Source organism: Mycobacterium sp. E2699, assembly GCF_001666745.1.
Lineage (GTDB): Bacteria > Actinomycetota > Actinomycetes > Mycobacteriales > Mycobacteriaceae > Mycobacterium.
Genome location: NZ_LZJH01000030.1, coordinates 97451 through 124282, shown reverse-complemented (window position 1 = coordinate 124282; position 26832 = coordinate 97451). Strand labels below are relative to the sequence as shown.

Sequence of the window (26832 nt, the reverse complement as noted above, 5' to 3'; positions counted from 1 at the left end):
GGTGGGCGGCACCGGCGGCAACGGCGGCAACGGCGGCACCGGCGGCGGCGGCGGCACGGTCGGCTCGCCCGGCACCAACGGCACCGGCGGCACGGGCGGGGCCGGGTCCGGCCCCGGCGGGAGCGCCGGCAGCAACGGGACCCCGCTTTCGCAAAACGAAACCATCGCGCTGTCGCTGTCCGAAGGTCGTTTCCCGATCGCCTATGTCTCCGTCAATGGCGGGCCGCCGGCGCCCGTGCTGGTCGACACCGGATCGTCGGGTCTTGTCATCGAAGGGCAATACGTCCCGAACCCGGGCTCATCCGTCACCACGGGTTCGGTCACCTACTCCGGGCCCGGCGCGTCGGTGACCGTCCACTACACCACGTCCGACGAGACCGTTGGTTTCTTGACCGGACCGACCGGGTCCGTCCTCACCGCCACGTCGCCGACCGCGGTTGACGTCCTCACCGGCACCGACTCGACGAACTTCGCAAACTATTGGTCCGGCACCGGCATCGTCGGCGTCCTGGGTATCGGGCCGAACGCCGGGGGCCCGGGCACCAGCACGGTGATCCCCGCGTTGCCGGGCACCGTCGATCAGGGCGTGCTCTTCAACCAACCCCACAACCAACTCGTTTTCGGTCCCAACTCCTTATCCAGCACTGTGTCCATCACCGGTTCGCCGACCGTCACCAACGTGGACGTACAGGTCACGGTCCCCGGGCATGGCACGACGTCTACGGTTGTTCCTTCGCTGTTCATCGATTCCGGTGACAATTTCGGATCCATCCCGGCGTCCCTGCTCGGGACGGGTCAGACGACCGGAACCGTGCCGGTGGGAACGGCCATTTCGGTCTACACCAGCACCAACCAGCTGCTGTACTCGTACACGACGACCGCGGCGGATCCCCTGACGGTTACCGGCAGCGTGATGAACACCGGGAACATCCCCTTCGCGCTGGGACCGGTGTACATCGCGCAGAGCCCCAGTGGTCTCGGGACGACAATCTTCGACGCCTGACGTACTACCCCATCAGCGAGGGCACCACGGCGTCGATGAGGTGCGGCCCGGGTTCGGCGAAGGCGGCGCGCAGCGCGTCGGCGAACTCCTCGGCGGTTGTTACGCGGCGCGCCGGAACCCCCATCCCCTCGGATATCTTGACGAAATCAATTGTGGGACGGGATAAGTCGAGCAAGTCCAACGCCTTGGGACCGGGCGACGACCCGGCGCCGACGCGTTGCAGCTCAACGCGCAGGATGTCGTAGGCGCTGTTGTCGTAGAGGACGGTGGTCACGTCGAGGTTCTCGCGCGCCTGCGTCCACAACCCCGAAATCGTATACATGGCAGACCCGTCGGATTCCAGGCACAGCACCGGACGCCCGGGAGCGGCCACCGCGGCACCCACCGCCGCCGGGATTCCGTAGCCGATCGCACCGCCGGTCAGCGTCAACCAGTCATGAGCGGGCGCACCGGCAGTGGCCTGCGGGAGCAGCAGGCCGGAGGTGTTCGACTCGTCGACGACGATCGCGCCTTCGGGCAACAACGCCCCGATCACTTCCGCCGCCGAGGCGGAGGTCAGTGCGCCCGTCGGCGGCTGCGGGCGCACCGCGTCTGCCACCGGCGCGACCGTGCCGGGGGCCACCTCGTCCGCCAGCGCGGCCAAAGCGCCTGCGGCACCGCTGTATTCGGCGAGCACGTGCACCTCGCAGCCGGCCGGCACCAGGTCGCTGGGCATGCCGGGGTAGGCGAAGAACGACACCGGTGACTTGGCGCCCGCCAGCACCAGATGCTTGGCGCCGTTCAGCTGGGCGGTGGCGGCCTCGGCGAAGTAGGCCAGCCGCTCGACGGCGGGAACCCCGGCGCCGCGCTCGAGCCGCGCCGGGAACGTTTCGCACAGCAACCGGGCGCCGGTCGCCTGGGCGATCCGCGCGGCCGCGGCCAGCCCCGGCCGACGCGTGGCGTCGCCCCCGATCAGCAACACCGCGGGCTCCCCGGACCGCAGCACCTCGAGCGCCTCGGTCGCCAACCGCGGGTCGGCCCCCGCCGGTTGCGGGGGCGGTGTGGTGGCGGGCTGCGCCCCGTCCGTCCAGGACACGTCGGCGGGCAGGATCAGGGTGGAGATGTGCGAGCCCGCCCGGCTGGCGGCGATCGCCTCGGCGGCGTCGGACGCGACGTCGGCGGTCTGCTCGGTGCGGCGCAGCCATCCCGAGACGCTGCCCGCCAGCGCGTCGATGTCGGATTCCAGTGGGGCGTCATACTTTTTGTGGTAAATGGCATGGTCGCCGACGACGACCACCATCGGCACATGCGCGCGCCGCGCGTTGTGCAGGTTGGCCAGGCCGTTGCCCAGGCCCGGGCCGAGGTGCAGCAGAACCGCGGCCGGCTTGTCGGCCATGCGGGCGTAGCCGTCGGCGGCCCCGGTGGCCACTCCCTCGAAAAGGGTTAACACGCCGCGCATTTGGGGAACGGCGTCGAGTGCTGCCACGAAGTGCATCTCCGACGTGCCCGGGTTGGCGAAACAGACGTCGACGCCACCGTCGACCAGCGTGTTGATCAGGGCCTGAGCACCGTTCACTGGTGTGCCTCCAATCCGAAAACACGCTCGGCGTTGCCGCGCAGGAAGTCTCGGCGGGCCGCATCGCTTAGCCCGAGTTCATCCAGCCCCGCCAACGCATGCGTGGGGCTGATCATCGGGTAATTGGTGCCGAACAACACTTTGCGTTGTCCGGTGCCGGTTTTCATGAAGCGGACGAGCTCGTCCGGAAACCGCTTGACCGTGTAGGCCGAGGTGTCGATGTAGACGTTCTCGTGCTTGCGGGCGACCGCGACCATCTCCTCGGTCCACGGATAGCCGACGTGGCCGCACACGATGACGAGCTCGGGGAAGTCGAGCGCCACCTGGTCGATGTAGGGAATCGGGCGTCCGGTCTCCGACGGCCGCAGCGGGCCGGTGTGGCCGACCTGCGTGCAGAACGGCACGGCCGACTCCACGCATTCGGCGAACAGCGGATAGTAGCGGCGGTCGGTGGGCGGCGCGTTCCACAGCCACGGCACCACCCGCAACCCCACGAACCCCTGCTTCACCCGGAGCCGCAGCTCGCGCACCGCATCCATGGGGCGATCGAGGTCCACCGCGGCCAGACCGGCGAAGCGGTCCGGGTGAGACCGCACCCATCCGGCCACCTCGTCGTTGGAGACCAAGTCCTGGCCGTTCGGGCCGCGCCAGGCGCTCAGCAGGCCGAAGCGGACGTCGGCGGCGTCCATGGCCGCGATGGTCGCCTCGATGGGAATGTCGGTGTCGGGGATCGACCCGCCGGTCCAGCGCCGCAGCGAGGCCAGCATGTCGCTGCGCAGGAACCGTTGCGTCGGGTGTTGCATCCAGACATCGATCGTCATCAGAGCTTCGACTGTAGACGGGCGTTACGCGGCCAGCGCGGCGCGGGCGGCGGCGTCCGTCTGCCGCGCGTACCCGCCGCCGAACAACGCCACGTGTGCCAGCAGCGGGAAGAGCTGGTGCAGCCCGATGCGGTTGCGCCAGCCGGGTTTCAGCGGTCGCACCCGCTGGTAGCCGGCGAGGACGGCGTCGTGGTGCGGGCAGCCGAACAGCGCGAGCATCGCCAGGTCGGTCTCCCGGTGGCCGGCGTGCGCGGCGGGGTCGATCAGCACCACGCCGCCCGGCGTCCACATCACGTTGCCGCTCCACAGGTCGCCGTGCAGCCGGGCCGGCGGGTCGTCGTCGTCGAAGTCGCCCGCCCGGCAGCGCACCGCGACGGCATCGACCGTGGCGCGGGTCGACGCGTCGAGCCGCGGCGCCGCCAACTCGGCCATCGGGGCCAGCCGCTCGTCGGCGTAGAAATCGCCCCAGCGCCGGTGCCGCCGCAGCGACATCGGCAGGGGCTGCGACAGCGGCCCGAAGAACCCCGGCCCGTCCCACCCGTCGGGCCCCGCGCCGAACGCCGCGGCGCCGGCGTCATGCGTGCGAGCCAGCCGGCCGCCGAACGCGTCCGCCGCCGCGGCGGTCGGGCTCACGGATTCGAGCCGCCGCAGGGTCAGGCTCGTCGCGTCCACGGAAACCACGTGAGCGCAGGGCACCCCGCCGTCGACGCCGGCAAGCCACCGCAAACCCGCTGCCTCCCAAGCGAAATAGCCCGCCGGCGCGCCCGGGTGCTGCTTGACGAAGTCGGTCACGCGGCTGAGTGCGCGTCAGGTCGTCACATGGCTCGCATGTACGTCGTCTGCCGGGCGCGCCTCGGTCTGCTCCTTGGCCCAGCGGTAGTCGGGTTTGCCTGCGGGCGAACGCTTTACCTCGTCGACCAGCCACAGGCTGCGCGGCACCTTGTAGCCCGCGATCTCGGAGCGCACGAGGCTGTCCAGCTCCGCCAGCGTCGGCCGGCAACCGGGCCGGGGCTGCACGACGGCCGCCACGTGTTGGCCGTAACGGGGATCGGGCACACCGACCACCAGGGCGTCGAAGACGTCGGGGTGGCCCTTCAGCGCGGCCTCGACCTCCTCGGGGTAGATCTTCTCGCCGCCGCTGTTGATCGACACCGAGCCGCGGCCCAGCATCGTGACGGTGCCGTCCTCCTCGACCAGAGCCCAGTCGCCGGGGATGGCGTAGCGAACGCCGTTGATGGTCTTGAAGGTTTCGGCCGTCTTCTTCTCGTCCTTGTAGTAGCCGACCGGGATGTTGCCCTTCTTGGCGATGAAGCCGCGCACTCCCGACCCGGGCTTCACCTCGTTGCCCTCCTCGTCGAGCACGACGGTGCGGTGGTCGATGGTGACGCGCGGGCCACCGCTGTGCGGCGCGCCCGCGGCGACGATGCTGGTGCCGCCGAAACCGGTCTCGGAGGAGCCAATCGAGTCGGTGATGACGCGGTTGGGCAGCAGCTCCAGCAGCCGCTCCTTGATGCTCGGCGAGAACAGCGCCGCGGTGCTGGCCAGGAGGAACAGCGACGACAGGTCGTATTCGTGGTCGGTGTCCAGGGCGTCGAGCAGCGGCCGCGCCATCGCGTCACCGGTGAAGAACAGCAGGTTGACCTTGTGCTCATGAATGGTGCGCCACACCTCTTCGGCGTTGAATTCCGGTGCCAGCACGGTGGTTTGGCCGGAGAAGATCGACATCCAGGTCGCCGATTGGGTGGCGCCGTGGATCATCGGCGGAATCGGATAGCGGACCATCGGCGGATTCGCGGCCGCACCCTTGGCCAGGTCGTACTCGTCCTTGACGAATTCTCCCGTCGCAAAGTCGGTGCCGCCCAACAGCACCCGATAGATGTCCTCGTGGCGCCACATCACACCTTTGGGAAAGCCCGTCGTCCCGCCCGTATACAGCAGGTAGATGTCGTCGGCGCTGCGCTCACCGAAGTCGCGCTCGGGCGAGCCCTGGGCGATCGCCGAGTAGAACTCGACGCCCCCGTAGCGCTGGTAGTCACTGTCGGAGCCGTCCTCGATGACCAGGATGGTCTTGACGTTCGGGGTGTCCGGCAGCACGTTGGCGACCCGGTCGGCGTACTGGCGCTCGTGCACCAGCGCCACCATGTCGGAGTTGTCGAACAGGTAGCGCAGCTCGCCCTCGACGTAGCGGTAGTTGACGTTGACGATGATGGCGCCGGCCTTGACGATGCCGAGCATCGCGATCACGATCTCGATGCGGTTGCGGCAGTACAGCCCGACCTTGTCGTCCTTCTTGACGCCCTGATCGATCAGGTAGTGCGCGAGACGGTTGGCCTTCTCCTCCAGTTGGGCGTAGGTCAGCTTCTCGTCGCCGCAGATGAGGGCGACACGGTCTGGCACAGCGTCGATGGCGTGCTCGGCGAGGTCGGCGATATTCAGGGCCACGGCCACCAAATTAGAACGTGTTACATTTCTTGACAAGCTCACCCCCGACGTCGACCGAAAGGCGGTAGGTGTGGCCGAGACGCCAGCAAACGAACAAACGGGACAGGACGCCCTCGTCGAACAGCGCGGTCACACCCTGATCGTCACGTTGAACCGGCCCCACGCCCGCAACGCGCTGAGCACCGAAATGATGGAAATCATGGTGCAGGCGTGGGACCGCGTCGACAACGACGACGACATCCGCTGCTGCATCCTCACCGGGGCGGGTGGCTACTTCTGCGCCGGCATGGACCTCAAGGCGGCGACGAAACGGCCACCCGGTGATTCTTTTAGGGACGGCAGCTACGACCCGTCACGGATCGACGCTTTGCTCAAGGGCCGCCGGCTGACCAAACCCCTCATCGCGGCCGTCGAAGGCCCCGCGATCGCCGGCGGGACCGAGATCCTGCAGGGCACCGACATCCGGGTCGCCGGCGAGAGCGCCAAGTTCGGCATCTCGGAGGCCAAGTGGAGCCTGTATCCGATGGGCGGGTCGGCCGTCCGACTGGTGCGGCAGATCCCCTACACCGTCGCGTGCGACCTGCTGCTGACCGGCCGGCACATCACCGCCGCCGAGGCCAAGGAGATCGGCCTGATCGGCCACCTGGTCCCCGACGGCCAGGCGCTGACCAAGGCGCTCGAGATCGCGGAACTGATATCGGCTAACGGACCTTTGGCCGTGCAGGCCATTCTGCGGGCCATCCGCGAGACCGAGGGCATGCACGAGAACGACGCATTCAAGATCGACACCCAGATCGGCATCAAGGTGTTCCTGTCCGACGACGCCAAGGAAGGCCCGCGGGCGTTCGCCGAGAAGCGCAAGCCGAACTTCCAGAACCGCTAGCGCCGGCGCCGAGCCCCTCCCCTTCGCCGAACGTGAACTGACGGCGAAATTTCGCTCGAATTCGATCCCTGACTTCACGCTCGGCGCGGCTGTCGGTGGCCTCAGACAGACTGCCCGCGTGGCAGACCCCTTCATCGGCAGCGAGGCGCTGGCAGCGGGCACTGTGACACGGCATGGGCTGCGAAGCCGATTCGTCGCAATCCATCCGGACGTCTACGTCGCGCGCGACCAGCAGTTGACCGCTGTGACGCGCGCTCGTGCCGCCTGGCTGTGGTCCCGGCGGCGCGGGGTCGTCGCGGGACATTCCGCCTCGGCGCTCCACGGCGCCAAATGGGTCGATCACCGCGCGCCGGCGCAATTGCTGTACGAACACCGCCGCCCGCCGGCCGGCATCCGTACCTGGTCGGACACCGTCGCGGACGACGAGACCGCAGTGGTCGGCGGCGTGCTGACGACGAACCCGGCGCGAACGGCATTCGACCTCGCCTGTCGCAATCCGGTCGGCAATGCCGTCGCTGCCATCGATGCCCTGGCCAGGGCAACCCGACTGAAGGTCGCCGACGCGGAACTGGTTGCGGACCGCTACAAAGGCCGCCGGAACATCAGGCGAGCCCGGCGCGCGCTCGCCCTGGTCGACGCCGGTGCGCAGTCACCCCGGGAGACCTGGCTGCGACTCGTGGTCATCGAGGCCGGATACCCTCCGCCGCAAACCCAGATCCCCGTCCACGGCGAATACGGCGAGCTCGTCGCGGTTGTCGACCTCGGTTGGGAGGATCGCAAGATCGCGCTCGAGTACGAGGGTGACCACCATCGGACCGATCGCCGGCAACTGCGCAGGGACATCGAGCGCTATGAGGCTCTGGACACCACGGGTTGGATCACCATCCGCGTCGCGGCCGACCACACGCGGGGCGGCGTCCTGGCTCGACTGGCCACGGCGTGGGCTCGCCGAACGTGAACTCAGGCACGAGATTTGGCCGATTTACCGCCCTGACGGCACGCTCGGCGAGGGGCAGGCTCAGCCCAGCGGCGCGGTCGGGGTGAACGCCACCGGCATCTTCTCCAGGCCGGACACGAAGTTCGCCGGCCGCAGCGGCAGGTCGGCGTCCGACGCCAGTCGCATGTCGGGAAGCCGCTGCAACAGGCGCGTCTGCATGATCGACAGCTCGAGGCGGGCGAGCTGGTTGCCGAGGCAGAAATGCGTGCCGAAGCCGAAAGCCAGGTGGTTGTTCGGGTAGCGCTCGATGTCGAAGCTCTCCGGGTCGTCGAAAACCTTCTCGTCGAAGTTCGCCGACTCGAACAGCAGGATCATCTTCTCGCCCTTGGTCAACCGGGTGCCGTGGAACTCGGTGTCGGCGGTGATCGTGCGCGCCATGTTCTTCACCGGCGCGGTCCAGCGCAGCATCTCCTCGATCGCGTTGGGCAGCAACGACAAATCCCCCACCAGCCGCCGGTGCTGATCGGGGTGCAGCAGCAACTGCCGGGTTCCACCGGACAGCGTGTGCCGGGTGGTCTCGTCGCCGCCGATCAACAGCAGCAGCACCTCGGTGACGATCTGGTGGTCCTCGAGGTGTGAGCCCTCGACCTCCGCGTGCACCAGCACACTGACCAGGTCGTCGGTCGGTTCGTCCTTGCGGGCCGCGATCATGCCCATCATGTATTCGCTGTAGGCGGCGAAGGCGTCCATCGTGACCTGGATATCGGCTTCGGCCGCGGTGCTGCTCAAGGCGCCGACCAGATCGTCGGACCACTTGAGGAACATCTTGCGTTCCTCCGGGCGCACCCCGAGCATGTCGCCGATCACCGCCATCGGCAGCGGCGCGGCGAGGTCCCAGACGAAGTCGCATTCACCGCGTTCGCACACCGCGTCGATCAGCGTGTCACACAACGAAAGGATCTTGGACTCTTGGTCTTTCACGCGCTTGCGGGTGAAGCCGGAGTTGACGAGCTTGCGGCGCAACAGGTGCTGCGGATCGTCCATCTCGATCATCATCTCGACGCCGTCCTGGTCGGGCCGGATGCCGCCGGCATTCGAGAACAGCTCGGGGTTGCGCTCGGCCTCGATCACGGCCTGATACGTCGACGCCGCGGCCAGCCCGTTGCGGTCCCGAAACACCGGCTCGTGTTCGCGCATCCAGCGGTAGACGGTGTGCGAGTCACCCGCGTAGAACGCGCCGTCGGTGAGGTCGACGTCCGGCCTGGTCGCTGAAGTCACCGTCATGAGATCTCCCGGGCGTCGCCGAATGTCATCTGTACGTTCTCCGCGGAGCTGGACAGCATCGCGCGCTTCGGAAGGCCCAGCGACGCCAGCTCTTTCGCGTACGGGTGATCACCCAGGCGGACGCGCACCCCGCCGAGCCGGGTCCGCACGCCGTCCAGCGTGTGCTCGAAGGCGGTCTCCCGGGTGATGCCGTCGCGGTGCGAGTAGCTGCGCTGGGCCGCCTGCCGCGGGGTCAGCCGAATCGGCAGGCCGCGACGGAAGTCCATGCCGATCACGAGTTGCCCGTCGACGGTGCAGTCGAACCCGAACTCGCGGCCCTCCCGAATGGTGAAGTCCGCCATGACTTTCGGGTAGCCCCAGATCTTGGTGCCCGCCTCCAGCGTGAACGTCTGGTCGACGGGCAGGTGGTGGATGAAGGCGCCTGCCGACTGCAGCGCCCGCGGCCCGCTCGCGTGCGACCCCGGCGGGTTGACCATCACGCTGGTGCCGAACTCGTAGTACTGGCCCAGGTCGCCGTCGATGTAGTGCATGAGCATCAGCACCACGATCGCGCGCCCGGGCAGATAACGGCAGACCTGCAGGCCGCTGTAGTCGATGAGGTGCTGGGCGGCGTCGGCGTCCACCGAGAACATCGCCATGTGCTGGTTTGCCTTGCGGATCTGCACCGGCATCGTGATCACTGTGCCGGCGATGGTGTGCTGCGAGGCTGTCATCGGGCCAATCTAGAACGCGTTCTATTCACCTGGCAAGGACCGCCTAAATCAGTGCGGCCACCTCGCGGACCTGCTCGGCGCTGCGACCGGAGACGACCATCATGGTGACGCCCGCGGCCGACCAGACCTCGATCTGCTTACGCACGTAGTCGACGTCGCCGACGATCGCGGCGTCGTCGACGACCTCGTCCGGGATGATCTCGGCCGCCTTGTCTTTCTGGTTGCTGCGGAACAGTTTCGTCACGTCGTCGACGACCTCGGCGTAGCCCATCCGGCGGTAGACGTCGGCGTGGAAGTTGGTGTCCTCCGCGCCCATCCCGCCCATGTAGAGCGCCAGATAGGGCTTCATCGCGGCGAACGCCGCGGCGCGGTCGTCGGTGATGACGATGTTGGCGGTCGCGCAGATCTCGAAGTCCTCGCGGCTGCGGCGGGCGCCGGGCCGGGCGAATCCCTCATCGAGCCATTCGTTGTAGGTGTCGGCCATCCGGGGCGTATAGAAGATCGGCAGCCAGCCGTCGCAGACCTCCGCGGCCAGCGCGACGTTCTTCGGGCCCTCGGCGCCCAGCATGATCGGGATGTCGGCGCGCAGCGGATGGGTGATGGGCTTGAGCGGCTTGCCCAGCCCGGTCGTCTCAGGACCGGTCAGCGGCAGCGGGTAGTGGGGGCCGTCGCTGGTGACCGGCTTCTCCCGGGCCCATACCTGCCGAAGGATGTCGATGTACTCGCGGGTGCGGGCCAGCGGCTTGGGAAATCGCTGGCCGTACCAGCCCTCCACCACCTGCGGCCCGGACACGCCCAGCCCCAGGATGTGGCGGCCCCCCGAGAGGTGGTCGAGGGTGAGGGCGGCCATCGCACAGGCCGTCGGCGTCCGCGCGGACAGCTGGATCACCGACGTCCCCAGCCGCAGCCGCGACGTCGAGGAGCCGTACCAGGCCAGCGGCGTGTAGGCGTCGGATCCCCACGCCTCGGCGGTGAACACGGCGTCGAAGCCGGCCGCCTCGGCCGCGGCGACCAATTCCGCATGGTTCTGTGGCGGCCCTGCGCCCCAGTACCCCAGCTGCAACCCCAGCTTCATTGCCTCTCCTGACCCGATGTTGAAACGATTCTTAGAACCTGTTCTACTCGAAGGCGTGACAGCCAGCTCGAGCAGCCCGACCCTGATCGATCACCCTGAGCCACCACTCTCCGCGCCACTGACGTTGTCCTTCGACTACACCCGTTCGGTGGGCCCCACGCTCAGCAAGTTCTTCACCGCATTGCGTGAGCGCCGCATCCTGGGGGTGCGCGGATCGGATGGCCGCGTGCATGTCCCGCCGGCGGAATATGACCCGGTTACCTATGAGCCGCTGGGCGAGATGGTACCGGTGTCGGCCGTCGGCACCGTCGCGTCCTGGACCTGGCAGCCCGAGCCGCTGGACGGGCAGCCGCTCGACCGCCCGTTCGCCTGGGCGCTGATCAAGCTCGACGGCGCGGACACGCTGCTGATGCACGCGGTCGATGCCGGTGACCCGACGGCGATCCGGACCGGCTCCCGGGTGCACGTGCACTGGGCCGACGAGACCGTGGGCGCCATCACCGACATCGCGCACTTCCAGCTGGGCGACGAAGCCGAGCCCGTGCCGGAATCGCCCGAAGGGGACCGGGAACCGGTCACCATGATCGTCACGCCGATCTCGCTGACGATTCAGCACACCGCCTCGCACGAGGAGAGCGCGTACCTGCGCGCCATCGCCGAGGGCAAGCTGCTGGGGGCGCGCACCGGAGCGACCGGCAAGGTGTACTTCCCGCCGCACGGGGCCGACCCGGCCACCGGCCAGCCGACCACCGAGTTCGTCGAGCTACCGGACAAGGGCACGGTGACGACGTTCGCCATCATCAACATCCCGTTCCAGGGCCAGCGCATCAAGCCGCCGTACGTGGCGGCCTACGTCCTGCTCGACGGCGCCGACATCCCGTTCCTGCATCTGGTCGCTGACGTCGACGCGCACTCGGTTCGGATGGGCATGCGCGTCGAGGCGGTGTGGAAACCCCGGGACGAGTGGGGCTTTGGCATCGACAACATCGAGTACTTCCGGCCGACCGGGGAACCCGACGCCGACTACGATACCTACAAGCACCACCTGTAAAGGGCTTACCTGAACATGAGCGCTCGCAACGTTGCGGTCGTCGGCTTTGCCCACGCCCCGCATGTCCGCCGCACGGACGGCACCACCAACGGCGTCGAGATGTTGATGCCGTGCTTCGCCCAGCTGTACGAGGAGCTCGGCATCACCAAGGCCGACATCGGGTTCTGGTGCTCGGGATCGTCCGATTACCTTGCGGGGCGAGCGTTTTCGTTCATCTCGGCGATCGACTCGATCGGCGCCGTCCCCCCGATCAACGAATCGCATGTCGAGATGGACGCGGCGTGGGCGCTCTACGAGGCCTACATCAAGATCCTGACCGGCGAGGTCGACACCGCGCTGGTGTACGGCTTCGGCAAGTCCTCGGCCGGAATCCTGCGTCAGATCCTCTCGCGGCAGACCGACCCCTACACCGTCGCGCCGCTGTGGCCCGACTCGGTGTCGATGGCAGGGCTACAGGCCCGCATCGGGCTCGACACCGGCAAGTGGACCGACATACAGATGGCCCGCGTCGCCTTCGAATCCTTCGCGTGCGCAAAGCGAGTGGACTCCGTGCAGCCTCCGGTCAGCTTGGACGAATTGCTGGAGCGGCCGTTCTTCGCCGACCCGCTGCGCCGGCACGACATCGCCCCGATCACCGACGGCGCCGCCGCGATCGTGCTCGCGGCCGACGACCGGGCGCGCGAGTTGCGCGAAAACCCCGCCTGGATCACCGGTATCGAGCACCGCATCGAATCCCCGTCGCTGGGCGTGCGGGATCTCACCGAATCACCGTCGACCACCGCCGCGGCCAGGGCGGCCACCGGCGGAAACACCCGCAACCTGGACGTGGCCGAGATCTGTGCGCCGTTCACCCACCAGCACCTGATCCTCGCCGAGGCGATCAACATCCCCGGTGCGACGAAGGTGAACCCTTCCGGCGGCGCGCTGGCGGCCAACCCCATGTTCGTCGCCGGTCTGGAGCGCATCGGCTTTGCGGCACAACACATCTGGAACGGTTCGGCCGGGCGGGTGCTCGCGCACGCCACCAGCGGGCCCGCCCTGCAACAGAACCTGGTCGCGGTCATGGAAGGAAAGAACTGATGGCCGGAGCGGGAGCACACCTGGCCGCGGTACTCGGTACCGGGCAGACGAAGTATGTCGCCAAGCGCCAGGACGTTTCGATGAACGGCCTGGTGCGCGAGGCCATCGACCGGGCGTTGGAAGACTCCGGATCCACGTTTGACGACATCGACGCCGTCGTGGTGGGCAAGGCGCCCGACTTCTTCGAGGGTGTCATGATGCCCGAGCTGTTCATGGCCGACGCCATGGGAGCCACCGGCAAGCCGCTGATCCGGGTACACACCGCGGGTTCGGTCGGCGGCTCCACCGGGGTGGTGGCCGCCAGCCTGGTGCAGTCCGGCAAGTACCGGCGCGTGCTGGCGATGGCGTGGGAGAAGCAGTCGGAATCGAATGCCATGTGGGCGTTGTCGATTCCGATCCCCTTCATCAAGCCCGTCGGCGCAGGTGCGGGAGGCTACTTCGCCCCGCACGTGCGGTCGTACATTCGCCGGTCCGGCGCGCCGACGAACATCGGCGCCATGGTCGCGGTCAAGGACCGGCTCAACGGGGCCCGCAACCCGCTGGCGCACCTGCACCAGCCGGACATCACCCTGGATAAGGTGATGGAGTCGCCCATGCTCTGGGACCCGATCCGCTACGACGAGACCTGCCCGTCCTCCGACGGTGCCGCCGCGGTCGTCATCGGCAACGAGGAGATCGCCGACGCGCGTGTGGCACAAGGACATCCGGTCGCCTGGATCCACGCAACCGCGCTGCGCACCGAGCCTCTGCAGTTCTCCGGCCGCGACCAGGTCAGCCCGCAGGCCGGGCGCGATGCGGCCGCCGCGCTGTGGAAGGCAGCCGGCATCACCAGCCCCATCGACGAGATCGACGCCGCCGAGATCTACGTCCCGTTCTCCTGGTTCGAGCCGATGTGGTTGGAAAACCTCGGGTTTGCGCCCGAGGGCGAAGGCTGGAAACTCACCGAGGCCGGCGAGACGAAGATCGGCGGCCGGCTGCCGGTGAACCCGTCGGGCGGCGTGCTGTCGTCGAACCCGATCGGGGCCTCGGGCCTGATCCGCTTCGCCGAGGCGGCGATTCAGGTGATGGGCAAGGGCGGGGATCACCAGGTCCCCAACGCGCGAAAGGCGTTGGGGCACGCCTACGGCGGCGGCTCGCAGTACTACTCGATGTGGGTGGTCGGCGCCGACAAACCCGAAAAGGCCTCATTATGACCAGCATTCAGCAGACCAAGCACCCCGCCCACGAGGCAGGCCGCCGCTCGCGCGAGGCGGTGATCGCCAGGGACAAGGAAGCGTGGCTGGCGGTGTTCGCCGACGACGCAATCGTCGAGGACCCGATCGGGCCGTCGGCGTTCGACCCGGAAGGCAAGGGCCACCGGGGCCGCGACGCGATCTCCGCCTTCTGGGACAAGGCCATCGCGCCCACCGACAAGATCGAGTTCGTCTTCCACGACACCTATCAATGCGGCAACGAAGAAGCCAACGTCGGGCACATCCTCATCACCGCCGGCGGCCATCAGGTCACCGCGGAGGGCGTGTTCACCTACAAGGCCGACGACGAGGGCAAGATGGTCGCCCTGCGCGCCTACTGGGAGATGGACAGAGCCGCCGCAAGCACCCGACGCATCTAGGGGTGTCCCTGGTCACCGGCTGACCACTTGGCGCCTCGGCGCCGTTCCCGCCAGGTGCGACGAGGCGTTCGTTCGATCACGGTGGAGCGCGCTCGCACCACGGTGAATTCCGGCGTCGCCACACCATGTCGCGTCCTGCGCCACCACGTTTCTCGATGGCATAGCGGTCGAGCATCGGCGTGCGCTCATTCACCGAAGCGGCCGGCCACCGTCACCGGCCGCGCCGTAGGCAGAGTCTGAAATTGGTTATTTTCATCAACTTTTAGTCTTGCGAATGATCCTCTTAGATACCTATGGTCTTAACAAATGGCTTGAACATACCCGCCGGTCTACCGAGGAGAGCCCCGATGTCGTCTTTTGTGTTCGCAGCGCCTGAGGCGTTGAGTAGTGCGTCGTCCGACTTGAACGGCATCGGGACGGCGATCAGGGAGGCCATGGCGGCTGCGGCACCGTCGACGACGGGGATTGCCCCCGCGGCCTTCGACGAGGTGTCGGCGGCCATCAGCGGCCTGTTCGAGAGCCATGGGCAGGAATTTCAGGCGCTGAGCGCGCAGGCGGCGTTGTTTCATGAGCAGTTTGAGCAGCTGTTGAGGGCCGGCGCGGGCGCATATGCGGCCGCTGAGGCCTCGAACGCCTCGCCTCTGCAGACGCTCGAGCAGGACCTGTTGGGCGCGATCAATGCGCCCACGAACGCGCTGTTGCATCGCCCGCTGATCGGCAACGGCGCCAATGGTGCGCCGGGGACCGGGCAGGCCGGCGGGGCCGGCGGGATCTTGATCGGTAATGGCGGCAACGGCGGATCGGGCGCGGCCGGTCACGCCGGTGGTGCCGGTGGGAATGCGGGCTTGTTCGGCCGAGGCGGCGCCGGTGGCGCCGGTGGCGATGCCGTTGCCGCCGGTTCGACCGGGGGTAACGGTGGCGCCGGCGGAGCCGGTGGATGGTTCGGCGGCAACGGCGGCGTCGGCGGGCTCGGCGGCGCCGCCGCGGCCGGGGCCACCGGTGTTGGCGGTAACGGCGGGGCCGGCGGGACCGGCGGCGCGGAGCGGGCACTGCTGCCGTTGTGGTCGGCCGGTGCCGGCGGCACCGGTGGCCTTGGCGGCAACGGCGCCGCAGCCACCGCGGCCGGCGCCACCGGAGCCGACGGTGGTGCCGGCGGGGCCGGCGGGGCCGGGGGCAGCAGCCTCGGATTGTTGGGCACCGCGGGGCATGGCGGGCTGGGCGGCAACGGCGGAACTGGCGGTATGGGCGCGGCCGCCACCGCGGGCGTGGGCAGCGACGGGAGCGCCGGTGGTGCGGGCGGTAACGGAGGCGCCGCCGGCGCCGGCGGGGCCGGCGGGTCGGCCGGATTCCTCGGGTCGCACGGCGCCTCAGGGCATGCGGGCACCGGCGGCACCGGTGGCAACGGCGGCCTCGGTGGCTCCGGCGACGCGTCCGCCACAGCGGGTGGTACCGGCTTCAACGGTGGCGCCGGAGGCGCCGGCGGCCACGGCGGGAGCGCGGGCATTGGCGGCACCAACGGCGCGGGCGGTCAAGGCGGTAACGGCGGCGGCGGCGGCAGAGGCGGTGACGGTGCCGCGGGTTCGGCCAGCGACGGCAGTGCCGGAGGTACCGGAGGTAACGGCGGTGACGCCGGGGCCGGCGGCGCGGCCGGCACGGGTGCGGGCGCAGCGGGTGTGGCGGGCAAAGCGGGTACCGGCGGAACCGGTGGCACGGGCGGTAACGGTGGGGCCGGTGATAACGGCGCGGACGCCACACTGGGTCTCGACACCGGCCAAACCGGCTTCAAGGGCGGCGACGGCGGGGCCGGCGGCACCGGCGGCGGCACTCCCCATGGCGGCACCAACGGCGCAGGCGGCATCGGTGGTCAGGGCGGCACCGGTGGCAACGGCGGGGCCGGCGGCGACGGTGGCGCCGGCGGCGGTCCGGCAAGTGCCGGCGGTGCGGGTGGCCTCGGCGGCAACGGCGGCAACGGCGGCGCGGCCGGCGCGGCCGGCACCGGTACCGGTACCGGGGGCACCGCGGGCACCGGCGGCACCGGCGGCACCGGCGGCGTCGGTGGTCACGGCGGCCAGGGCAGCGACGGCGATTCGAGCATTCCCGGCTTCAGCTATCAAGGCGGCGACGGCGGCGGTGGCGGGACCGGCGGCACCGGCGGCGGCACTCCCCACGGCGGAACCAACGGCACAGGAGGCCACGGCGGTGACGGCGGCACCGCCGGCAACGGGGGCTCGCAGACCGCCGACGTGGCCGACCCTGGTAGCGGAGGCGGAGGCGGCGGCGGTGGCGGCGCCGGCGGGACCGGCGGTGATGCCGGCAGCGGCAGCGGCGGCGGCGGCGCAGGCGGCGCGGGCGGCACGGGCGGCACCGGCGGCGGCGGCGGCACGGCGACCACCACTGGCGCCGGCGGCGCTGTCGGATCTGGCGGAGACGGCGGTCAGGGTGGCGGCGGCGACGCGGCCTCCGGCACCAGTGGCGGAAAGGGCGGCGCCGGCGGCGGCGGCGGTGGCGGCGGCGTGGCCTTCGGCTCGAACGCCGCCGGCGGCGGTGGCGGTGGCGGCGGTGCGGGCGCCTCGCCGGCCGATGCAGGCGGAGCCGGCGGTGCCGGTGGCGGCGCCACCAACAGCAGCAATCCATCCTCAAGCGTCGGCGGTCCGGGCGGCCTCGGCGGCGACGCCGGCACCGGCGGTGGGGGCGGCGGAGGTGGCTCCGCGGGCGCCCCTACTCCGGTCGGTGACGGCACTGGCGGCGGCGATGACGCCGACGGCGGAGCTGGCGGCCCCGGCGGCGGCGGACTCGCCGTCGCGAACGCCGGCGGCAGCGGCGGCGTGGGCGCCAGCACAGGTGGCAGCGGCGGCCAAGGCGCCTTCGGGATCGACGGCAGCCCCGGCCAGTCCAGCTGAGTCCGGCCAAGACGGATGGCCCGGGGCGCTACGGCCGGGCCCCACCGCCCGGCTCGTTGCTGAAGACCCACCCGATCGGCGTGCTCCGCACGCGCACGGTCTCGAATCGAAATCGGCTGCGCGAAAACGCATTACGACGCCGCGGCCGGCGCGGGACTCAGATCGGCTCTAAGCCGGCCAGGTGGCGCTGCGCCAGGTCGCGGTAGGCCTGCGGGTTGACGTTGACCCACATCTCGGCGCCGGTGCCGGCGATCGGGCCTTTCACTTGAGCGGGCGACCCGACCGCCAGCATCCCAGCCGGTATCTGGGTCCCGGCCAGCACCAGGGACCCGGCCGCGATCAGGCTGCGCGCGCCGATCACCGCGCCGTCCAGCACCGTGGCGTGGTTGGCGATCAGCGCCTCCTGACCCACGTGCACGCCGTGAATGCAACACAGATGCGCCACGGTCGCACCGGGACCGATGTCCACCGGGATCCCCGGCGGCGCGTGCAACACTGACCCGTCCTGCACGTTGGCTCCCTCGCGCACCACGATCGGCCCGTAGTCGCCGCGCAGCACGGCGTTGAACCAGACCGATGCCCCGGCCTCGACGGTGACGTCGCCGATCAGGGTCGCGGTCGGGGCCACGAACGCGGTGGGATCGACCCGCGGCGACCGGCCCTCGAAAGCAAACAGCGGCATCGTCTAGATATACCCCAGCGTCAACGTGCCGCTGAAAAGCGCAGCCAGGGCAGGCTTCGTTGCGCCGGTAAGGCCCAAAACTGTAACGTGTTCTAGTTAGAGACTACTTGGAGGTGACAGGTGAGTACCGACACCAAAGCGGTCGGCATCCGGGAGATCGATCCCGGCGCCTTGCCGACCAGGTATGCCCGCGGCTGGCACTGCCTCGGCGTCGCGAAGGACTTCCGGGACGGCCAGCCGCACGCCGTACAGGCGTTCGGCACCAAGCTGGTGGTGTTCGCCGACTCCCACGGTGACCTCAAGGTGCTCGACGGCTATTGCCGGCACATGGGCGGTGACCTGTCCGAGGGCACCATCAAAGGCGACGAGGTGGCCTGCCCGTTCCATGACTGGCGGTGGGGCGGCGACGGCCGCTGCAAGCTGGTGCCGTACGCCAAGCGCACGCCCAAGACGGCGCGCACCCGGTCGTGGACCACAGACGTCCGCGGCGGCCTGCTGTTCGTCTGGCACGACCACGAGGGCAACCCGCCGGATCCGGCGGTCAGGATCCCCGAGATTCCCGAAGCCGCCAGCGACGAATGGACCGACTGGCGCTGGAACCGCATCCTCATCGAGGGCTCCAATTGCCGCGACATCATCGACAACGTCACCGACATGGCGCACTTCTTCTACATCCATTTCGGGCTGCCGACGTACTTCAAGAACGTCTTCGAGGGCCACATCGCCTCGCAGTACCTGCACAACGTGGGCCGGCCCGACGTCAACGACCTCGGAACCTCCTACGGCGAGGCGCATTTGGATTCCGAGGCGTCCTACTTCGGCCCGTCGTTCATGATCAACTGGCTGCACAACAGCTACGGCGGCTACAAGGCCGAGTCGATCCTGATCAACTGCCACTACCCGGTCACGCAGGACTCGTTCGTGCTGCAGTGGGGTGTGATCGTCGAAAAGCCCAAGGGCATGGACGAAGAGATGACCGACAAGCTGTCCCGGGTGTTCACCGAAGGCGTCAGCAAGGGCTTCCTGCAGGACGTGGAGATCTGGAAACACAAGACCCGGATCGACAACCCGCTGCTGGTCGAGGAGGACGGCGCCGTGTACCAGCTGCGCCGGTGGTACCAGCAGTTCTACGTCGACGTGGCCGACATCACGCCGGAAATGGTGGAGCGCTTCGAAATCGAGGTCGACACCACCCGCGCCAACGAGTACTGGAACGCCGAGGTCGAGGAGAACCTGAAGGCGCGGGAGAACGAAGACGTGCCGGCGGAGCACCACTAGGACCATGCCCGACGACCAGCCGGCGGTCCCCGACGTCGATCGGCTCGCCCGGTCGATGTTGATGCTGCACGGCGACCATGATCACGACGAGCGGCCCAGGGGCACCGACCCCGGCAGTGATTCTTGGTCCAAGTCAAGGGATTTCGCGAACGACCCGCAACGCGCAGCGGCGGTCGCGGAGGCCAGCCGCGCCGATCGCGAGCGCTACCTGACGGCGGGGTTGCTGCCGGTGGACTGCCGGTTCTGTCATGTCACGGTCACCGTCAAGAGGCTGGGCCCGGGCCACACCGCGGTGCAGTGGAACACCGGGGCGGCGCAGCGTTGCGCGTACTTCTCCGAAATACGAGAGACCGGCGGGGATACCGCGCGTGCGCGCGCCTGCCCGAAGCTCAGCGACAGCATCGAGCACGCCGCCGCCGAGGGCTACCTGGACCACCCGGACGACGACTGAGTCAGTCGCCTTGGGGCAGCTTGGTTATCGCTTCGAAGGCCTCGAGGAAACGGGGTCACTACGCCGAGCCGCCGGATCAGAGCCCAGCGAACCGCTCCTTGACCATTTCCTCGGTCAAGCCGTAGTCAGCCAGCGAATACTTGTGTTTGGGCGCACGCTCGCCGGATTGGCTGTCGGCGTGGGTCTTTTCCATGGCCGCGCGCGCCCCGTCGGTCAGCGTCAGGCCGAAGTGCCGATAGATGTCAGCCACCGTTCCCATCGGGTCGGCGACCAGCGCGCTGTAATCGACATCGTAGAACTGGGCCGGGTCGTATTTGGCTCGTGCGGTGTTGAACCTCTCCAAACCCCGCGACCAGGTTTCCATCGCGTCAGTGCCGATTTGGGCGCCGACGAAAGTTGTCGACCATCCCTCCGCGGTGTGCTGCGCCAGCGAGCACATCGAGGCCATGATGGTCTCGACCGGGCGGTGGGTTTGAATCACCAGCGCGTCCGGATAGGTCGCCATCAGGGCGTCCAACGCGAAAAGATGGCTGGGGTTCTTCAGCACCCACCGCTTGTCGGCGTCGTTGAGCCCGATCAGCTGGAGGTTCTTGCGGTGCCGCCGATACGACGGCGTCCAGTCCTGCTGCGACAACCACTTTGAGTAGCTGGGCAGGTGCGACAGCGTCTCGTACGACACCGAATGCAGCGACTGCCGCAGCAGCTGCCAGCATTCCTCCAGCTCGTAGGCGGCCATGAAATGCAGACCCGTGTAGTCCGGGTTCTCCTGATGGGCACGATTGAACTGCTCGTTGAGCCGGCTGTAGAACGGGTTCGACTCCCAGGTCTCGCGCGGTGGACGCGGCTGGGGAAACTCGGCCAGCCACAACTGCAGGCCCTGGTGCGCCGGGTCGGCGCCGAGGAGCCGGTGCAGCGCCGTAGTCCCGGTGCGCACCAGCCCGGTGACGAAGATCGGCCGCTCGATGACGACATCGGCGTGTTGCGGGTACTGCTTCCAAGCCGACTCCGACAGCAGCCGGGCCACCAGAGCGCCGCGCAGGAAGAACCGGTTCATCTTGCTGCCCAACACCGTAAGGTTCGCCTCACGGCGGTAGGAGTCGAGCAGCACCTCCAGCGCCTCGGCGTAGTTGTCGTCGTCGGTGCCGAAGTCATCGAGCCCGACGAGCTTGGTGGCCGATGCACGGAGTTCGTCGACGGTGGCCACATCTTTCCGATCAGAACTTCGTTCCATCAGTTGTGGTACTCCCCGCAGTTGACGTCGAGCGTCTGCCCCGTGATTCCACTGGACAGGTCGCTGGCCAGGAACAGGATCGCCGAGGCCACCTCGTCCTCGGTGGGCAGCCGCTTGAGGTCGGAGTTCGCGGCGGTCGCCTGGTAGATCTGGTCGGCGGTGGTGCCATACTTGCCGGCCTGGTGTTCGAAGTAAGCCTTCAGCGTCTCACCCCAGATATAGCCGGGAGCAACGGAATTGACGCGAATGCCCTTCTCGCCGAGTTCGGTGGCCAGCGACTGCGACATCGCCAGCAGCGCGGACTTGGCCATCTTGTACGCGCCGTACTTCGCTTGCGAGTGCCGCAGCACCATCGAGTTGACGTTGACGATCGATCCGTGCGACTCCTCGAGCGCCGGCGTAAAGGCCTGGATGAGACGCAACGCCCCCAACGCGCTCAGCTCGATCGCATCGCGGATGTGCTGAAAGGACGTGCCGGCCAAGGGTTTCATCGACGGCACGCGGAACGCGTTGTTGATCAGCACGTCGACCTTGCCGTAGCTCGCCGTGGTGGTCTCGACGAGGTAGTCCACCTCCTCGTCGTCGGTGATGTCGGCGCGTACCGCCAACGCCTTGTGCCCGGTGTCGTTGATCTCCTTGGCCACCGCTTCCAGCCGGTCCAGGCTGCGGGCCGCCAGCACCAGGTCGGCGCCATCGCGCGCGCACCGGTGCGCCAGCGTGGTGCCGAGCCCCGGCCCGACACCACTGATGACGACCACCTTGCGCTTGAGCATTCCCGACATCGTCACCCCAGCATCCTGGCCGCAATTTGCTGTTGACGCAAGGCGATTCGCGCGCGCCACTGGTCCTCGGAGATCTTGTTGTGCTCGAAATACGGCAGCGCGGCGGGTACCCCGTCGAAGTCCACGAGTTCGACGGTGGGACCGTCGGCCTCGGTGAGCTCGCGGGACACCCGCTGCCAGCGGAACTGCACGTAGCCCCGCCGGTGGCCGAGCGTTTCCACCCAGTTGGTCACACCCGGGTTCTGATCGGCAACGACGATGCGGACCTTGCCGTCCGGATCCGCTTGCGCCTGAGTGTTGTTCAGCGAGGTCTGGTGGTTGATGTAGTCCAGCGAGATGTACCACAGGCTGCCCAGCTGGAAGCCGAGATAGGGGGCGTCGGAGACCGGAATGGTGATGACCAGCGCCTGATCGGGCCGCAGATCGAAATGCCCGGCCGACGAATACTGCGTCGCCAGGCCGCCGGGCGTCAGCCGGGGCGCGACCATGGTGTTGACCGGGATGTTCAGGTAGAACCACTGGGGAAACTGCAGCCACGTCTTCACCCGGTTCACCAGCTGCTTACCCGCTGTGGCATAGCGCTTTTCGATCATCTGCCGGGTCAGCGGCGGCGGCGCGGTCCCGGCGGTGTCCTCGCGGGCAATGGTCAGCGTGCCGCGCTGGGCCGACCAGTCGCCGTACACCTCCCGGATCACCAATTGCCCCGGGCCGCTCGGTCGCACCCGCCATTCGAAGCTGCCGTCCGGGGCGATCTCGAGTTCCCGGTCGTCGAACGCGGCCTGGCTGGCGGGAACGTTGTCGTCGGTGTACTCCCCGCCGAGCAGCTGGAAGCTCAGGTCGGTGGTGGTCCCGCGCCGCCCGGTGACGACGTAGTCGTGCCCGGCCTGCACGCGGGTGCCGAAGTACAGCGTGTCGGGGTTGTCCAGGCCCATCTTGGTGAACGGCCCCGTGCCCGACTGCAGGAATGGATGGTCGCGCTCGTAGTCGAACGCCAGGTGCATGCAGCCCGCGATACAGCCGGCGAGGTACTGCAGCCCTTCGAGCAGGTCCGCCTCGCTCTCGATGAACGGCGCGGCGGCGACGAGCTGCTCGGCTTCGGCGATCGCGGAAGTGAGGGGACCGGAGACAGGATCAGAGAGCACGCCTAGACGCTAGAACGTGTTCTACTTTTTCGTCAATGGCGAACGTTCGCGCGCGTCGTCGACGGGGTCAGGCCACGACGCCCGCTCGCTACGGCACGCACTGCTGGGACAGATCGATCAGATGCTGGCGAACGTCCGGATGCCGGCTCAGGTAGTCCATGACGTTGCCGCCGCCGCCCTCCGCCTGGGACCTCGACTGCAATTCCTGCTTCACGTCCGGATGGCGGGTCAGGTACGCGTCGATGGAATTGCCCACGGTCTGATTCGGGGGGCAGTCGGGAGCGGCGCCGGCCACCGGCAACGCGATCAACGCCGGGGCGGTGGCGCTCAGCAGAGCACCGGCAAGCACACCGCGCAGTCTGCGCCCGAACGGGCTGGTATTCACGCTCATGCCATCGAGGCTACCCGCGTCAGCCCGGGCCGGACACCCGCTTGCCCGAGCCTCCCGCGCCAAAACCGGCCGAGGCCGAACAGCCCGGCATGGCCGTGCCCACATTGAAGAGGCCGAGCCATTTCACCGCCGCGTTCAACTACGGCTACGTGCGCGAAAACGGTCGAAAATGGGTGGCCGATGCGCGCGGATCTCAGTTGGCCCGGGCCTGTGGGGGCTCCGGCATCGGTGCCTCCACGGCCAGCCTTTCGCCCTCGCCGGCCTCCGGCGCCTCCGCCGCCTTCGGCTTGATGGCCGAGATCTCTGCGGCCGGTCCCGCCGCGGCCTGCGTGCTCGCGAGAGGTGTGGCGGCGACCGGAACCGGCGCCTCTACGACTTCCGGTGCCGGCGCTTCCTCGACCGGCGGCACGGCGGGCGTCTCGGTTTCCTCCGCGGGCGCCGTGGCGGGGACCGGCATGCCCGTCCCCGGGGTCCCCGAAGCCGACGAGTTCATCGCCGCGGACGCCATCATCATCGCTCCCATGCCGCCGGCGCCGATCATGCCGGGGTTCATGCCGCCGACATTCATCGCGCCGACGTTCGCCGCGCCGACGTTTCCGGTGCCCAGGTAGGTGCCGCCCGTACCCGTCGCAGCGACGTCGGCATTGGCGTCGGCGCCCGGGGCGGCGCCGGCGTAGCTGCTGTCCACACCTCCGGTGCTCGCCGCGGCGCCCGCGCTGACGGCCCCCGCTCCGCTGCTGCCGCCGCCCACGTTCGCGTTGGCCTGAGTGCCACCGCCGCCCGCACCGGCCGCTCCACCCGCACCCGCGACGGCGGCGGTGCCGCCCGCGGGATTCGAGTTGCCGCCGATCCCCCCGAGGCCGGGGAGGCTGGGGATGGCCGGCAGGCTGGCCTGGCCCGCCAGCAGTTGCCCGGCTGCCGCCGAGGCGCCACCGTGATAGCCCACCATCGCCGCCACGTCCTGGGCCCACATCTCCAGGTAGTTGAATTCCGTCTCCGCGATCGCCGGCCAGTTTTGGCCGAAGAGGTTGCTCATCACCAGCTGAACCAGGCCGTTGCGGTTGGCTTGCACCGCGAGCGGATGCACGGTCGCCGCCACCGCACTCTCAAACGCGCTGACGACCGCCTGGGCCTGTGCCGCCGCCCCGGCCGCTTGAGTTGCCGCCGCACTCAGCCACGAGGCATACGGGGCCGCCGCCTGTGCCATCGCCTGCGCGGCCGCGCCCTGCCACGCCTGGCTCGCCAGGTTCGAGGTGACCGACGCGAACGACTGGGCCGCGGACGACAACTCGGACGCCAGCCCGTTCCAGGCCGCCGCGGCCTCCAGCATCGGACCCGAACCCGCTCCCGAGTACATCAGTAGCGAATTGATCTCCGGCGGCAACCCAAAGAAGCTCACATCATCCCCTAGCAGCGCATCAGTCGATACAACGAAGCTAAGCCAAAACCGGCGGAGGTTCAGCGCCTTCGCCAGATTCAAAGAATTCTAGAGCTACGGCCCCCGGCACACACCGGAACCCGATGAGAACGCCCGTGTCAGTGCGTTACGACGGCGCCACGTTCCTGCTCACGCTTGATTTCCAAAGCGATGTCGATGAGTTGGTCTTCCTGGCCACCGATCAGCTTGCGCTGACCGGCCCGGTGCAGCAGCGCCGCCGCGGGCACGCCGTAGCGTTCGGCCTGGCGCACGGCGTGCTTGAGGAAGCTGGAGTAGACGCCCGAGTAGCCCATGATCAGCGCGTTGCGGTCGAGCAGACATTCGGCGGGCATGGCCGGTCGGACGACGTCCTCCGCGGCGTCGGCGATGTCGAAGAAGTCGATGCCGGTCTTGACGCCGATCTTGTCGAACACCCCGATCAGCGCCTCGACGGGCGCGTTACCCGCACCGGCCCCGAAGCGGCGGCAGGAGCCGTCGATCTGCTTGGCTCCGGCGCGGACGGCCTCCACCGAGTTGGCCACCCCCAGCCCGAGGTTTTCGTGGCCGTGGAAGCCCACTTGGGCGTCGTCGCCGAGCTCGGCGACGAGCGCCGCCACCCGGTCGCGCACGCCTTCGAGGACGAGCGCCCCGGCCGAGTCGACCACGTAGACGCACTGGCAGCCGGCGTCGGCCATGATGCGCGCCTGCTGCGCGAGCTTCTCCGGCGGAATGGTGTGGGCCATCATGAGGAACCCGACGGTCTCCAGGCCCAACTCGCGCGCCAGCCCGAAGTGCTGGATGGAGACGTCCGCCTCGGTGCAGTGGGTGGCGATGCGGCAGATCGACCCGCCGTTGTTCTGGGCCTCCTTGATGTCCTCCTTGGTGCCGACCCCGGGCAGCATCAAAAAGGCGATCTTGGCCTCCTTGGCGGTCTCGGCCGCGAGCTTGATCAGCTCCTGCTCGGGTGTCTTGGAGAACCCGTAGTTGAAGCTGGACCCGCCGAGCCCGTCGCCGTGCGTCACCTCGATGACCGGCACGCCCGCGGCGTCCAGGGCGGCCACGATGGCTTGCACTTCGTCTTTGGTGAACTGATGGCGCTTGTGATGGGAACCGTCCCGCAGCGACGTGTCGGTCATCCGCACGTCCCAGATCGGGTTGAAGAAAATCTCGTCCTGCACGCTCATGCTTGCGCTCCTCCCGCCGTCGTCGACAGCGATTCCTTCGCTATCTCCTCGCCGACCTTGGTGGCCGCGGCGGTCATGATGTCGAGGTTGCCCGCGTACGGCGGCAGGTAATCGCCCGCGCCCTCGACCTCGACGAACGTCGTGACGACGGCCTGGCCCCCGGAGTTGAGTGAGGGCTCGTCGAACTGCGGCTCGTTGAGCAGCCGGTACCCCGGCACGTAGGTCTGCACCTCGGCCACCACATCGCGGATGGACTTCGCGATCGCGTCGCGGTCGGCGTCCTCGGGGATGGCACAGAAGATGGTGTCGCGCATGATCATCGGCGGGTCGGCCGGGTTCAGGATGATGATCGCCTTGCCGCGTTTGGCGCCGCCGATGGTCTCGACGCCCTTGCTGGTGGTCTTGGTGAATTCGTCGATGTTGGCCCTGGTGCCCGGCCCCGCGGAGACCGACGCGACCGAGGCGACGATCTCGGCGTACGGCACCTCGACGACGCGACTGACGGCGTAGACGATCGGGATGGTCGCCTGTCCCCCGCAGGTGATCATGTTGACGTTGGGCGCGTCGAGATGCTCGCGCAGGTTCGCCGGCGGGATCACCGCGGGGCCCACCGCGGCCGGTGTCAGGTCGATGGCCCGGATTCCCGCGGCCGCATACTTGGGCGCGGCGTCCCGGTGCACGTAGGCGCTGGTCGCCTCGAACACCAAATCGGGCTTCTCGGACTGCGCCAGCAGCCAGTCGACCCCTTCGTGAGTGGTTTCCAGGCCCAGCTTGCGGGCCCGCGCCAGGCCCTCGCTCTCCGGGTCGATGCCCACCATCCAGCGCGGCTCCAGCCAGTCCGATCGGAGAAGTTTGTACAGCAGATCGGTGCTGATATTTCCCGACCCGACAATCGCCACACTCGCCTTGGACGGCATA

At 68.8% G+C, this 26832-nt stretch carries 25 protein-coding genes; 10 read left to right on the top strand and 15 right to left on the bottom strand.

Annotated elements, in window-relative coordinates:
• Nucleotides 1-1003, top strand: a 1003-nt coding sequence (locus A5696_RS27905; protein WP_197516873.1) for a PecA family PE domain-processing aspartic protease, incomplete at its 5' end; no start/stop codon positions are given.
• A 4-nt stretch (nucleotides 1004-1007) separates the two neighbouring features.
• Here A5696_RS27905 and A5696_RS03115 read toward each other — a convergent pair.
• The 4 genes from A5696_RS03115 to A5696_RS03100 are packed head-to-tail and all read right to left on the bottom strand — an operon-like array spanning nucleotide 1008 to nucleotide 5827.
• Nucleotides 1008-2558 (bottom strand): acetolactate synthase large subunit, encoded by a 1551-nt coding sequence (locus A5696_RS03115; RefSeq protein WP_067873268.1) that lies wholly within the window; start codon nucleotides 2556-2558, stop codon nucleotides 1008-1010.
• Nucleotides 2555-3379: an amidohydrolase family protein gene (locus A5696_RS03110; protein WP_067873265.1), complete on the bottom strand. Its 825-nt coding sequence runs from the start codon at nucleotides 3377-3379 to the stop codon at nucleotides 2555-2557. Before A5696_RS03110 ends, A5696_RS03115 begins: the two co-directional genes overlap by 4 nt.
• Before the next feature lie 24 nt (nucleotides 3380-3403).
• Complete coding sequence (locus A5696_RS03105; protein WP_067873262.1) at nucleotides 3404-4171, bottom strand: fructosamine kinase family protein; 768 nt, start codon at nucleotides 4169-4171, stop codon at nucleotides 3404-3406.
• A gap of 15 nt (nucleotides 4172-4186) precedes the next feature.
• Entirely contained in the window at nucleotides 4187-5827 is a 1641-nt protein-coding gene (locus A5696_RS03100; RefSeq protein ID WP_067873259.1) for an acyl-CoA synthetase, read from the bottom strand.
• 64 nt (nucleotides 5828-5891) lie between these two features.
• Between A5696_RS03100 and A5696_RS03095 the strand changes: the two genes are divergently transcribed.
• On the top strand, nucleotides 5892-6704 hold the full coding sequence (locus tag A5696_RS03095; RefSeq protein ID WP_067873256.1) for a crotonase/enoyl-CoA hydratase family protein: 813 nt from the start codon (nucleotides 5892-5894) through the stop codon (nucleotides 6702-6704).
• 118 nt (nucleotides 6705-6822) lie between these two features.
• Nucleotides 6823-7662 (top strand): hypothetical protein, encoded by an 840-nt coding sequence (locus A5696_RS03090; RefSeq protein WP_067873253.1) that lies wholly within the window; start codon nucleotides 6823-6825, stop codon nucleotides 7660-7662.
• A 60-nt stretch (nucleotides 7663-7722) separates the two neighbouring features.
• On the opposite strand, the gene A5696_RS03085 is transcribed toward A5696_RS03090, so the two are convergent.
• The 3 genes from A5696_RS03085 to A5696_RS03075 are packed head-to-tail and all read right to left on the bottom strand — an operon-like array spanning nucleotide 7723 to nucleotide 10713.
• The gene (locus A5696_RS03085) at nucleotides 7723-8925 is read right to left on the bottom strand and encodes a cytochrome P450 (RefSeq protein ID WP_067873250.1); all 1203 of its coding nucleotides are present in this window, start codon (nucleotides 8923-8925) and stop codon (nucleotides 7723-7725) included.
• Nucleotides 8922-9638 (bottom strand): acetoacetate decarboxylase family protein, encoded by a 717-nt coding sequence (locus A5696_RS03080; protein WP_067873247.1) that lies wholly within the window; start codon nucleotides 9636-9638, stop codon nucleotides 8922-8924. The genes A5696_RS03085 and A5696_RS03080 overlap by 4 nt, the downstream gene beginning before the upstream one ends.
• Nucleotides 9639-9681: 43 nt before the next feature.
• A complete protein-coding gene (locus tag A5696_RS03075) occupies nucleotides 9682-10713 on the bottom strand; it encodes an LLM class F420-dependent oxidoreductase (RefSeq protein WP_067873244.1) in 1032 nt (343 codons plus the stop codon).
• Between the two features lie 55 nt (nucleotides 10714-10768).
• Between A5696_RS03075 and A5696_RS03070 the strand changes: the two genes are divergently transcribed.
• The 5 genes from A5696_RS03070 (at nucleotide 10769) to A5696_RS03050 (ending at nucleotide 17356) form a co-directional block, all read left to right on the top strand.
• Nucleotides 10769-11764, top strand: coding sequence for a Zn-ribbon domain-containing OB-fold protein (locus A5696_RS03070; protein WP_067873241.1), 996 nt, complete (start codon nucleotides 10769-10771; stop codon nucleotides 11762-11764).
• A 15-nt stretch (nucleotides 11765-11779) separates the two neighbouring features.
• Nucleotides 11780-12844, top strand: coding sequence for a thiolase domain-containing protein (locus tag A5696_RS03065; protein ID WP_067873238.1), 1065 nt, complete (start codon nucleotides 11780-11782; stop codon nucleotides 12842-12844).
• On the top strand, nucleotides 12844-14037 hold the full coding sequence (locus A5696_RS03060) for a thiolase domain-containing protein (protein WP_067873234.1): 1194 nt from the start codon (nucleotides 12844-12846) through the stop codon (nucleotides 14035-14037). Before A5696_RS03065 ends, A5696_RS03060 begins: the two co-directional genes overlap by 1 nt.
• Nucleotides 14034-14456 carry a nuclear transport factor 2 family protein gene (locus A5696_RS03055; protein ID WP_067873231.1) on the top strand — a complete coding sequence of 141 codons (423 nt, stop codon included), beginning with the start codon at nucleotides 14034-14036 and terminating at the stop codon, nucleotides 14454-14456. Before A5696_RS03060 ends, A5696_RS03055 begins: the two co-directional genes overlap by 4 nt.
• 347 nt (nucleotides 14457-14803) lie before the next feature.
• Nucleotides 14804-17356 (top strand): PE family protein, encoded by a 2553-nt coding sequence (locus A5696_RS03050; protein ID WP_082968890.1) that lies wholly within the window; start codon nucleotides 14804-14806, stop codon nucleotides 17354-17356.
• A gap of 157 nt (nucleotides 17357-17513) precedes the next feature.
• On the opposite strand, the gene A5696_RS03045 is transcribed toward A5696_RS03050, so the two are convergent.
• Nucleotides 17514-18038, bottom strand: coding sequence for a gamma carbonic anhydrase family protein (locus A5696_RS03045; RefSeq protein WP_067873225.1), 525 nt, complete (start codon nucleotides 18036-18038; stop codon nucleotides 17514-17516).
• 120 nt (nucleotides 18039-18158) lie between these two features.
• Here A5696_RS03045 and A5696_RS03040 point away from each other — a divergent pair, with 120 nt between their 5' ends.
• Nucleotides 18159-19316 (top strand): Rieske 2Fe-2S domain-containing protein, encoded by a 1158-nt coding sequence (locus A5696_RS03040; RefSeq protein WP_067873222.1) that lies wholly within the window; start codon nucleotides 18159-18161, stop codon nucleotides 19314-19316.
• A 4-nt stretch (nucleotides 19317-19320) separates the two neighbouring features.
• Nucleotides 19321-19767, top strand: a complete 447-nt coding sequence (locus tag A5696_RS03035; protein WP_067873219.1) for a hypothetical protein — start codon at nucleotides 19321-19323, stop codon at nucleotides 19765-19767.
• A gap of 76 nt (nucleotides 19768-19843) precedes the next feature.
• Here A5696_RS03035 and A5696_RS03030 read toward each other — a convergent pair whose 3' ends face one another.
• The 7 genes from A5696_RS03030 to A5696_RS03000 all read right to left on the bottom strand — a co-directional run bounded on the left by A5696_RS03030 (nucleotide 19844) and on the right by A5696_RS03000 (nucleotide 26831).
• A complete protein-coding gene (locus A5696_RS03030; protein ID WP_067873216.1) occupies nucleotides 19844-20998 on the bottom strand; it encodes a sulfotransferase in 1155 nt (384 codons plus the stop codon).
• Nucleotides 20998-21780, bottom strand: a complete 783-nt coding sequence (locus A5696_RS03025; RefSeq protein ID WP_067873212.1) for an SDR family oxidoreductase — start codon at nucleotides 21778-21780, stop codon at nucleotides 20998-21000. Before A5696_RS03025 ends, A5696_RS03030 begins: the two co-directional genes overlap by 1 nt.
• A 2-nt stretch (nucleotides 21781-21782) precedes the next feature.
• On the bottom strand, nucleotides 21783-22922 hold the full coding sequence (locus A5696_RS03020) for a hypothetical protein (RefSeq protein ID WP_067873208.1): 1140 nt from the start codon (nucleotides 22920-22922) through the stop codon (nucleotides 21783-21785).
• 88 nt (nucleotides 22923-23010) lie between these two features.
• On the bottom strand, nucleotides 23011-23313 hold the full coding sequence (locus tag A5696_RS03015) for a hypothetical protein (RefSeq protein ID WP_067873204.1): 303 nt from the start codon (nucleotides 23311-23313) through the stop codon (nucleotides 23011-23013).
• A 193-nt stretch (nucleotides 23314-23506) separates the two neighbouring features.
• Nucleotides 23507-24712, bottom strand: coding sequence for a PPE family protein (locus tag A5696_RS03010; RefSeq protein WP_067873201.1), 1206 nt, complete (start codon nucleotides 24710-24712; stop codon nucleotides 23507-23509).
• Nucleotides 24713-24849: 137 nt separating this feature from the next.
• The gene (gene dmpG / locus A5696_RS03005) at nucleotides 24850-25914 is read right to left on the bottom strand and encodes a 4-hydroxy-2-oxovalerate aldolase (RefSeq protein ID WP_067873198.1); all 1065 of its coding nucleotides are present in this window, start codon (nucleotides 25912-25914) and stop codon (nucleotides 24850-24852) included.
• The gene (locus A5696_RS03000; protein ID WP_067873194.1) at nucleotides 25911-26831 is read right to left on the bottom strand and encodes an acetaldehyde dehydrogenase (acetylating); all 921 of its coding nucleotides are present in this window, start codon (nucleotides 26829-26831) and stop codon (nucleotides 25911-25913) included. The genes dmpG and A5696_RS03000 overlap by 4 nt, the downstream gene beginning before the upstream one ends.
• Between the last annotated feature and the right edge of the window lies 1 nt (nucleotide 26832).

What these genes read in the sequence shown, in the direction of transcription:
- A5696_RS03025 (WP_067873212.1), bottom strand. Translation starts at nt 21,780, where the DNA reads ATGTCGGGAATGCTCAAGCGCAAGGTGGTCGTCATCAGTGGTGTCGGG.
- A5696_RS03035 (WP_067873219.1), top strand. Translation starts at nt 19,321, where the DNA reads ATGCCCGACGACCAGCCGGCGGTCCCCGACGTCGATCGGCTCGCCCGG.
- A5696_RS03030 (WP_067873216.1), bottom strand. Translation starts at nt 20,998, where the DNA reads ATGGAACGAAGTTCTGATCGGAAAGATGTGGCCACCGTCGACGAACTC.
- A5696_RS03085 (WP_067873250.1), bottom strand. Translation starts at nt 8,925, where the DNA reads ATGACGGTGACTTCAGCGACCAGGCCGGACGTCGACCTCACCGACGGC.
- A5696_RS03065 (WP_067873238.1), top strand. Translation starts at nt 11,780, where the DNA reads ATGAGCGCTCGCAACGTTGCGGTCGTCGGCTTTGCCCACGCCCCGCAT.
- A5696_RS03000 (WP_067873194.1), bottom strand. Translation starts at nt 26,831, where the DNA reads ATGCCGTCCAAGGCGAGTGTGGCGATTGTCGGGTCGGGAAATATCAGC.
- A5696_RS03080 (WP_067873247.1), bottom strand. Translation starts at nt 9,638, where the DNA reads ATGACAGCCTCGCAGCACACCATCGCCGGCACAGTGATCACGATGCCG.
- A5696_RS03045 (WP_067873225.1), bottom strand. Translation starts at nt 18,038, where the DNA reads ATGCCGCTGTTTGCTTTCGAGGGCCGGTCGCCGCGGGTCGATCCCACC.
- A5696_RS03075 (WP_067873244.1), bottom strand. Translation starts at nt 10,713, where the DNA reads ATGAAGCTGGGGTTGCAGCTGGGGTACTGGGGCGCAGGGCCGCCACAG.
- A5696_RS03050 (WP_082968890.1), top strand. Translation starts at nt 14,804, where the DNA reads ATGTCGTCTTTTGTGTTCGCAGCGCCTGAGGCGTTGAGTAGTGCGTCG.
- dmpG (WP_067873198.1), bottom strand. Translation starts at nt 25,914, where the DNA reads ATGAGCGTGCAGGACGAGATTTTCTTCAACCCGATCTGGGACGTGCGG.
- A5696_RS03110 (WP_067873265.1), bottom strand. Translation starts at nt 3,379, where the DNA reads ATGACGATCGATGTCTGGATGCAACACCCGACGCAACGGTTCCTGCGC.
- A5696_RS03055 (WP_067873231.1), top strand. Translation starts at nt 14,034, where the DNA reads ATGACCAGCATTCAGCAGACCAAGCACCCCGCCCACGAGGCAGGCCGC.
- A5696_RS03060 (WP_067873234.1), top strand. Translation starts at nt 12,844, where the DNA reads ATGGCCGGAGCGGGAGCACACCTGGCCGCGGTACTCGGTACCGGGCAG.
- A5696_RS03015 (WP_067873204.1), bottom strand. Translation starts at nt 23,313, where the DNA reads ATGAGCGTGAATACCAGCCCGTTCGGGCGCAGACTGCGCGGTGTGCTT.